We start from the raw sequence: 9,957 nt of genomic DNA, 5'->3' as shown, positions 1-9,957 counted from the left end.
CAAATGTTTTGATGAGCGTGGTGGTATCATTGGCCAGAGCACTTACGTGAATGTGCGTGGTTTTGGTGACCAATGGCAATACGTCGCTATAATATTCATTGACCAATGAGTCACGATTGCTTTGGTAATCCAACGATACGCTGCTGGCCACTCGGAAGTAGTCATCGTATATAGTGATCATCTCGTTCCACTCAGTCTGGCCCGGCACTTTGACCTTGCTCCCAGTTACCAATGTCCTGGCTTCTGGCTGGGTGGTGAAGTCGCCCAGGTTCCAATGGCTGTCGTCGCTAAAATCATAACTGTCGTAATAGGTGACGGTAAGCAAATCAGCTGAATCAGCCAAAGTAGGATAGCCACTGCCATCATACCCCATCAGGCTACCGGTACCGATGTAGGACTCAGCAAACACAGTGACGTTGTTTACTTCTGATTGTAGGGTTTCCCGATCGTCGCTTTCAGCGATTATTCCCGTCAGGACAGGTCTATTGAGTGTATCGTATTTGGTAAACGACCACTGGTCATTTACACGCTGGTTGCCATCCTGAGTCATCACGAGGCGATCTCGTTGGTCATAGACCATCAGTACGGAGTCGGCACCAGGTACCTGCTTCATGATCATGCGCTGGCGCTCGTCATAAGCATACTGGAAGATGTATTGCTCTAGAATTGAAGCACTGACCGTAGTCGCCGCTCCGATTTCTACTACCGCTTGGGGCGGAATGACAAAACGTGGATTGTTGAATACATCGTAGACGTAGAAGGTCTGATACCAATCTGTATCCACTGTCGGATTGGTCTCCGCGATCTGTACTTTTTTCAGTACCACCTGTCCCTGCAGGTTTTTGTATTCCTGCACTTGCTTCCCGTTTTCATCGGTCGTCACGGTTTTGTTGAGGGTACCGGCGGCGTATGTTCCATTTTTGGAAAGTGCGTCGTTTACAATTTCCCAGTTGGGCACCTCGTTGGCCGTATTGGCACTGTAGGTAAAAACAACAGGCTTGCCATCCGATACGGCGGTCTTAGCCCAAACCTCACCAGGCGCGTTGGTCTTGAGTACCCGATTAAAGGGAGAATTTTCATAGGTGTTCTCACTAAATGGATAGTCGTCCTGATCGATATTGCTTGCCGTGGTGTAAAAGTCGGCTTGCGCCAATACTGCGTCATTTTTGAAAAGTGAGTTTACGTCGCTTGTATAGGGCAGGTACGATTTGACATTACGCCCATACTCATCGTATTCCATCGGCTGCACCATGTCCAACCCGGTGACCGACTGGTCTGCTACTACGGTTTGCATTGGTCTTCCCAGGTCATCCATGAAGTCATACTTGCGCATGACGCTGTCTGCATCTACAGGCAAACTGGCTACCTCGGTAAAGGCTGCTTTAGGCTGCAGGGTGGTAATGTAGTTGACCTCGTCTGTTGCCCGTAGCGGTACTATTGCTATCGCATTCGATCGTACCCCGTATCCGCTGGCTGTTTTGATTTCTACATCATATACGCCTACTTCATCGGGCTGCAGCAGGGTATTGGAAGTTTCTCCCGTAAGGGCTGTACCGTCCTTGTACCACTGGTAGCTATATCCTGTCGGAGCAGTCAAAGTAGGTGCCTGCACCGTGGCTTGTGGGTCTGTATTGATAAATCTCGAACCGGAAGTCAATGAAATCCTATCCGGGTCTGCCAATACGGTCAGATCCATCTGGTCGTCATCGCTGCATCCGGCACTGTTGGTAAGTGTGTAGGTCATGGCATAAGTACCAGGCCCGTCCAACCTTGCGTTGTACAGATTATCCGCAATGGTGGCTTCTGACGAAGACCATTCAGACCCAGACACCTCTGACATGGGTAGCATCAAAATATCGCTATTGAAGACAGAGATGTCACTACCTGCATCGGCTGTGGGTATTAGAAATTCAGTAATTTCTACGGTACCGTATACATCAGTGGCGCATGAATTTCTGTAGCCAGTTACTCTATAACTTCCAGTCGTGAGACCTGACCAAGTCAGTGCCCCACCCAAAGAATCACCAGGCTGATCCTGCCCTGCCAAATAAACACCATCTTTATAGACCTTATAGATTACGTCTGACTCTGATAGGCTTATGTCAAGGGTAGGCAGAGGTTCTCCAACACAATAGTCTCCTCCACCGGAGAGTAATTGTTTCACAGGAAACAATGTGACATTCACATCGATTTGATAAAATTCTCCCCAACAGTTGGTCATGGTATTGAGTCCACGTACATAATAACTTCCCGTAGAGTCTATAGTAATAGGTGACTGAAACGAAACCGGAGCAGGGTTGCTTTGATCATCTCCGTACCAGAAGTATCTGAATTCTGATTCTGACGGAGGATAGTTGTTTGGAGTCAGAATTTTTGGTCCACAGACATTCGTAGAGACGTCCACAGAATAACTCAGAGTATCATTATATTGAAAAGTAGGGAGCGGATCAATCCTCTTTGAACCGGACATTCCGATAATACATCCATCTTTCAGAGCAACGACGGTATAAGTCGCTGCTTGAGTAACTGGAGTGAAATTCAATGCACTTCCGGTACCTGGTACGTCATTCTCAATCACGACATTGTCAATGTATAAATCATAAACTGCGCCGGTTTGGCTCCCATCCAGTCCGTAGGTAATTGCGGTGCCATCAGCACAACTAAAACTCAATCCTGTCATATTAAAATCTTCAGGAAAGGGATTGACTGTTACCACAATTTCCTTAGAACTGCTCCAGCACCCGGTATTAAAATCATATGATTTCACATAGTAGCTTCCCGTCGATTCTATCGTATGGGTGGTAAAAGGAGTCATATCAAAACCATCAGTTTGAGTACCTTGCCATTTCCAAAAAATACTAGTAGAAGGATCAGGTGGATTTACCGAAGCAAGTATTTTATCTCCACAGGTATTGGTACTAATAGATTCCGCAGGAAAATCAGGAGGCGCAATTTGTGTAACCACAATTGTTTCTGCGAGCGTAATTTCACAACCGTTCCTGGATGCTTTTACGGTATAATCACCAGAAATTGTCTGATTACCGAAACTGTTAGTAGTAGTTGATTGTCCTGTGGTACTGCCGTTTCTGAACAGTTCATAAGTGACATTTGTCTCCGCACTACTAAGGGTGATGGGCACCCCTGATGAACCGGCGCAAAAATCTCCACCTCCAAGCACAGTAACCTCGATTGGTTTTGTCACTATGTTCGCTTCTCCATTCATTATTGTACTGCATCCATTGACAACTGCAAATACTTCATAGTCACCTACCAGATCGGCATCGTAGGTAAATGTTTCTGCACTGCCTGTACCAAACATTTTCACAATGGTGGAGGTACCCTCTACCAATACAGGAGCGGCATTATAGTAGAGATGATACTCTACTCCAGATTGAGTGTCTGATAACCCTACGGTCAATGATCCCGAATTGCTGCAAATCAGTCCACCGGTAACATTATATTTAGTAATGACTTTGACAGATATTGAATTGGAGTATACCGATGTATTGACACTGTTTCTTGCTTTAAGTCGGTAATAATAGGTCCCTCCGGACAGACCTGTTACCGTGTGACTGGTGCCAGTGAGGACGGTTCCATTATATCCCGATACATGGCTACTGAAATCACTTTGGGTAGAGACATATAGTTTGTATTCATCGGCATTGGTCACCGAACTCCATGCTGCAGTCAATGACGACGCCGTTGCACAAGAAGCCTGCAAAGCAGTAGGAGGATCCACTCGGGTGTTGGCGGTAATGGTGCTTGAATAGCCGGAAGTATAAACTGAACTATAGGCTTTTACTCGATAGTAATACTGTGTGCCCGGTGCCAATCCAGTTACAGTATGGCTCGTTCCACTGACGGTTTTGTTGTTATATCCAGAGACCATATTAGTAAAGCCACTGTTGGTAGCTACATCGAGTCGATAGGACGCAGCTCCCGAAACACTCCCCCAATTGGCATCAAAAGTCGAGGAGGTCTTGTTGGATTCCTGGCTGACACTAGGCACATCCAGAATGGTATTAGCCGTAATTGTAGAGGAATTACTTGTGGTATAAGGCGAGCTATAGGCTCTCACCCGATAGTAATAGGTGGAAGCAGGATTGAGTCCACTGACGACATCAGAAGTTCCGACGATCGCCTTGTTATTATAACCTGAAACATAGGTGGTAAAACCCGTATTGGTAGATACGTCCAGTCGATAAGAGGTAGTACCGGAGACTGCATTCCATCTGGCTTTAAAAGAAGAAGCAGTCTTGGTGTTCTCCTGTTTGGCCGAAGGTGTATCCAAAGTCGTATTGGCGGTGATCTTGGTTGAATTACTCGAGGTACAACCATTGTCATAGGTCCGGACACGATAGTAGTAATAATCTCCACCATCTAGCCCGCTCACTGTATTGGTGGTACCCGATACGGTTTTATTGTTATATCCGGAAACCATATTGGTAAAGCTGCTATTAGTAGCTACGTCCAATCGATAAGAATCCGCACCCGACACACTATTCCAACGTGCCTTAAAGGAGGTCGGGGTTTTCGTATTCTCTTGTAGCGGGGTCGGTTTTGCGGGAATTGGTTTAACTGTTACACTCTTGGAAATGTAACCAGTACTCCATTCTTGATTAGATGGCCTATAAGCTCGAATATAATAAGTGCCACTTGAGGTTGCATCATAAGTAGTACCATCGTCATTCAAATTAGTACCGCTTGCGGAGGTCTGCCAATACCATACTTCGCCTGAAGGAGGGTTATTGGTTCTGGTCAGGGTCTTATCTCCACAGGTATTACTTGATGCATTTATTGATCCTGTCGGGTCTGAGGGCGGGTTCCCCCCACCTCCACCAGGCGCTGCAGCTGCAGCCATGGGCGCTTCTATGGGTGAGATCATCATGATTTGAGGTTCTGCTACCGCTGTACTATCAGTCGAGGTTTCGGTTTGAGCGTACAATCCTGCGTTAGTCAATAACAACAGCCCTATGATCCAAATAATATTTTTCATCACCACAGTGTGCTTTATTTCTTTTAATAATTCTTTCATCTTGCTTCGTGGATTATTAGTTGGAGATTGGGTTCTTGTAATGATACTCCTGTGCACTCAGCACATGGCCTTCGTGATCTTTGACATAAGAAAGGCGACCAAAGGCGTCATAACTGTAGGTGATAGTTCGATTCTTGGGATCCGTGACATGTATAAGCCGGTCATAGTCGTCATAGAAATAGGTGGTCACATGTGCTCCTTTAGGATAAACAATAACTTCATCGATCCATACACTTTCACTGATTACGTTGTTAAAGTCTAATTCACCACTGTGCTCCCATGTACCATTCACCAATTTCCAATAGGACATTTTGAGGTCTGTAGTTATCGTCGGAGAAAAGCCCTGAGTAGAAAAATTGTAAACACCATTGTGCCCCCCGCTGCCCAAGTAGGCATTTGAAGTGGATGATGATTCAAAATTTTCATAATAAAGCCTGGCAGTGTCGGCCTGAATCGCACTGGCCAGCACCAATGTGCCTTCATTATTCCAGAGGTATGCCTCATTTATACCACTACGTGGCAGTCTTCCTCTTATTATTTGTTCTTTTGGATCATATTGAAGGCTAGTTTCTAGCTGATAGCCCGTGATTGGAACCCAGACATCCGCCGCAAAATCAGTTGTATTTTCAAGATCAATCTTCCGATGTACTTCCGTGGGTTGGCCTATCGTATCATATTTGACCACAACAGAACTTAGTTGTTTATCATTTCTGTACATATCGACTCTCACGGGTAAGGCGTGCAGGAATTTATCGTCTGCAAGGTCCAATAATTCTGGTTTGGTGTAATCTGCAGGGTAATAGTAAAAAGTTTTCAGCGTATCAGCTCTGGAAGTCAACGTCTCCATGGCAGTGAGCTGCATATGATCTGGATTATCATACTTATATGTGCTACGCTTTTGTAGCTGCGTTCCATCAGGGTTGAAAGTCGTTTCTAAGGTCGATCCTAGAAAGTGTCTAAAAGAGTAATTTTGGTATTCTACCACATTGAGATGACTCAATGCTTGTATCCAAATCACCGTATCTCCTGGGTTTTTAGTCATGCAGGGATTACAATTCAAATAAATTCTCTGCATATTCCTGCCATCCGCCCGACATTTATCTGAATCAATAACTTTAAGAATGCTATAATCATGCTCGTGATCAGTAATGCATTTGTATTGAGACCAACATAATACGTCCTGTTTGTCCAGCCCAGTATTACTTTCATTGCACGCATAATAGACTTCTTCTCCCAGCCAGTCAGCATTTTTCTGATGAATAACTACTCCTTGCAAGCTCTTTGTCGAAGCAGAATCGATTAGCCATTCATTTTCTTTTTGATAAACTATCTGACCTTGAGAATCTTTATGTGTCACTTTCGATTCAAGACCATTATCCCATCCGATATTAGAATAAGTGGCAGAGGTGATATCCTCGCCCAAAACAATCTTGGGATTGTTATCTCTTGTGATAAGAAAATCATGTTCGGTAAAGCCGTTAGCAAAATTTTCCCCATCAGCCACTAATACTTTATCATAATAAATATGACTGCCACTAATTGGAAACAAATTGGATTGACTGCTGGAGTAGAGGTAGACATTCGTACATGTGCCCTTCAATATTTCTCCTCCTCCACTCTGGCCTTCACACACCATCCCCATTTCTGTCGATATGTATTTCATATAGACTGGTGTTTGAGGCTTTGAAATCGAAGTGCTATTCAAATTCTCAAATGGAGCATAGTAATATGATTTGACCTGTGGTGTATTAATTCCGTCATATATCGTTTCTTTTTTGATCCGCATACCTCCAACCTCAACATCCTTTGGCGTAATAACCTCGCCTGACTTATAATCAAAATCTAATGAAGCTTCTATAAATTCTCTGGCCGATATTTCTATCGCATATACCCCAGGGGAAAACATAAAAGGCTCATCTGTGTTCTGATTAAAGATTTTGAATTCATATCCATCCAAACTGTCAAAGGAAAATTGGTATTCTCTTGAAGTCGATTCATTATTTGGTTCGTCCAATCGGTAAATTCGAATGTTGGCTGTGCAATTCACAAATTCAAATCCTTGATGGCTTGGGCGAACGGCTGCTCTGAAGATGATAGAACTGGGCTCATAATTATGGTTTACCACCAGAGTATCACGTTGAAAACTGGTAACTACTTCATCATCTGAAAAGTGATCCAGAGAATATAAGTCTATAATATCTTCTGTGTAAGAATCATCGTAATAGGCGTTGGCCTCAAAATCAAACTGGCTATAACCACCTGTTGGATAAGTGATTTTGTGTAACATGCCTTTTTTTGCGTAATTACTATCAGCGTCTCTACTGCCTCCGATGCCTGCAAAACGGGCACCTAGTACATCAGGCACAAAATGAGTATTGTTCTTTCCATTGAAATAACCCCAATGGTCCTGGGCAAAGGACAGTCTTGCTGGCAAGTTAGTTTTATCTATGTACTCAAATACATAATCTTTGCTCTCCGTACTGTTCTGATCCCATTCTTTGAATCCGTTAAGAAACAGCCTTTTTGATACCTCGGTACCCCCATGTCCACTGGGTAATGTATTGGATGCGACAGTCTCATGATCTAAGGTCCATTTTTTGATCAAGTTGCCATTGACGTATGTCTTAATTTCATCTAATTTTTTTCCTTTGATGACATCTGTGCGATCAGAGGTCGTAAATACCGTACTATCTGTTCCATAAATAATCGATTCTAGCTTAACGCTGTTTACCCAAGACTTCCTCACGCAAGTTCGCTCGGAGCTCTGAGCGCCGCATGCAACATAGCCGGATTGACAATCTCTGAAACTTTGTAATACTCGCTCTTGGAAAGTCTGATCTACACCAGAATAGTGTTCTGTGATGCTGGATTCATAATTGAATAAAACCTCAGCTCCATTCGGGTGAGTTATTTTAGTTAAATACCAGGCACTAGTGCTAAATAGATTAAAATCCTTACCACAACCTAAGTTATAGGTTCTGGAAGTTTCATAATCGCTAAACACATATTGGATGCCATCAGGTGTTTGAATATAAAAATCAGCGTATCCTAAAGTTCCGTTTTCTGAATACCCAACATTCAATTTTTGTGCGGGCATCATATTAACAGATCGATCATCACTGATTACGAACTTTCCATTGTATCCATTAAAATTGAACATGTACAGATCAGGCTCAGTATCAATCCCATCTCCTTGTGCTGCTTCAATAAAAACTAAGGTCTCGACCTCTCCAACATTGAGATTTTCAGGAATGGCTCTTCCTCCGCGCTCCTCATCAGCTTCGTCTTTGATCACCCGGGTGATGACTCCGCCGGCATTGAGTGACCAGCCCTGTCCGACCCAGGAAGCGACTTCGTCTACCTTGAGCCCGCTGGAGCTATAGGATAACGAAATCGGTACACTGATACCTCGATAACTGATCTGATGGATGGGTACACTGATGTTCGGTGTACCAGTTGATAGCGAAACAGGCGATAGCCCGTATTGACCCAGTGCACCTGCTGTAGGAGATGGCGGCAGAATATTGATCTCTCCGGGGTTGAAATCTGCGGAACTTTCACCGCCTTGCGCCCAAAGTTGAATGGAAGATTGAAAAAATAATGTAAGTACAAGGTATGCGATTGTACTTTTTGACAAAGTGGACGTAAGCTGCCCAGACCCAAGTTGTTTTCTCATAACAATTGTTAGAATTGATGTAAATCAAAATGTTAATAAACACAAGTTAGGTTGGTACACTAGCCGACTCCTATAGAAGGAAATTGATCCGAATAGATTCGAAAATATTATTCTTTCGAAACAGAACCATCAATACGCCATAACAAATTGCGAACGTATTCTACTATAAAAAAAGACTTATTCTTCTCAAAAAATAATTGCTGGCGCTATATTAGCAATTGAATATTACAACTCCAAATTTTAGAATTAGAACTTATCCACATCTTTGATCATCCATGTCTTTTGTTTGACATTCATAAATTCTGACGTTATAATTCGTGAAATTGATAATGCATGAGCAGAATCCGATAGGCCCGGGTTTGGTCATAGAATATGCATACGGTTAAGCAATTATTGCTCATTATAACTTTGGAATAACGGGCATTAGTGTTTAATTTGAAAGTGTCTTTGGGTGCCAATTGAAAGGGGCTCAAAATTCATTCAAAACCGACCGATCTTCATGACACCTGACCGATTTGCACGCTATCTCCTACACCTCTCTCTATGCTCAATGATGGGGTTGTCTACGCTGTATGCCCAGCAAAGTCCAGCGCCAGAAAATAACCCGGATAAAGATGTGCAGCTAGAGTCCATGAAACTTTTGATGAACGAAACCCTCGAATCAGAAGGCGATGCCATGTCTCTAATCTACTACTGGAACTCACTGCAAGAAAAAAAATTAGACAGTATGAAAATTGTGATCAGTAGTCTTCGGGAGAAAATAGAAGCTGTGCCTCCCCCTTTACCAGAGGATACGACCATCGTCAATCAGGTGTATCAGATGCTGGATGATCGACGAAAAGAGGAACTGGCCCTGAAAGCACCGGCCAAATAAACCTGAACCTGAGAAACCAACCATGAGAAACTTCCTGATTTTAATTGTATGTGCACTAACACTATCGTCGTGCTTTCTGAAAAAAATAAAGGCTAAACAAACCGAGTATGTAGACAAGGCTGAAAGCCTTGTTCATATCTGGTACCAAAATGAAACCACAAAACTTCAACAAAAACGAGATGATCAGTTGGACTCCGCCAGTATAGTCCTCCCTGAATACAACAAAATCAAAGACTTACAAGTGGTACTTTGGGAAAGTATAGAAAGAATAAACCAGGAATACGATAGCTCCAGGGCCACCCTGGATTCTCTGATGCTAAAAAAGACAGCTGAAATCAAACTGCTCTCAAAATAGACTTGCCAATTGCGGCA

The 9,957-nt window shown here is 43.4% G+C and carries 4 protein-coding genes; 2 read left to right on the top strand and 2 right to left on the bottom strand.

Going from position 1 to position 9,957, the window contains the following annotated elements; all coding sequences use genetic code 11:
- Both ABJF11_RS03295 and ABJF11_RS03290 read right to left on the bottom strand, forming a co-directional pair.
- A partial coding sequence (locus tag ABJF11_RS03295; protein WP_348118039.1) for a DUF6443 domain-containing protein occupies window positions 1-5,035 on the bottom strand: 5,035 nt, incomplete at its 3' end.
- Between the two features lie 16 nt (window positions 5,036-5,051).
- Window positions 5,052-8,711 carry an RHS repeat domain-containing protein gene (locus ABJF11_RS03290; protein WP_348118037.1) on the bottom strand — a complete coding sequence of 1,220 codons (3,660 nt, stop codon included), beginning with the start codon at window positions 8,709-8,711 and terminating at the stop codon, window positions 5,052-5,054.
- 499 nt (window positions 8,712-9,210) lie between these two features.
- On the opposite strand from ABJF11_RS03290, the gene ABJF11_RS03285 reads away from it, so the two are divergent.
- Both ABJF11_RS03285 and ABJF11_RS03280 read left to right on the top strand, forming a co-directional pair.
- A complete protein-coding gene (locus tag ABJF11_RS03285; RefSeq protein WP_348118036.1) occupies window positions 9,211-9,585 on the top strand; it encodes a hypothetical protein in 375 nt (124 codons plus the stop codon).
- 22 nt (window positions 9,586-9,607) lie between these two features.
- Entirely contained in the window at window positions 9,608-9,940 is a 333-nt protein-coding gene (locus tag ABJF11_RS03280) for a hypothetical protein (protein WP_348118035.1), read from the top strand.
- Window positions 9,941-9,957 lie beyond the last annotated feature (17 nt).

The organism is Reichenbachiella sp., from assembly GCF_039941815.1.
Lineage (GTDB): Bacteria > Bacteroidota > Bacteroidia > Cytophagales > Cyclobacteriaceae > Reichenbachiella.
This window is presented reverse-complemented; position numbering and strand designations above follow the sequence as displayed.

Coding starts and splice junctions, on each gene's coding strand:
- ABJF11_RS03290 (WP_348118037.1), bottom strand. CDS start 8,711: ATGAGAAAACAACTTGGGTCTGGGCAGCTTACGTCCACTTTGTCAAAA.
- ABJF11_RS03285 (WP_348118036.1), top strand. CDS start 9,211: ATGACACCTGACCGATTTGCACGCTATCTCCTACACCTCTCTCTATGC.
- ABJF11_RS03280 (WP_348118035.1), top strand. CDS start 9,608: ATGAGAAACTTCCTGATTTTAATTGTATGTGCACTAACACTATCGTCG.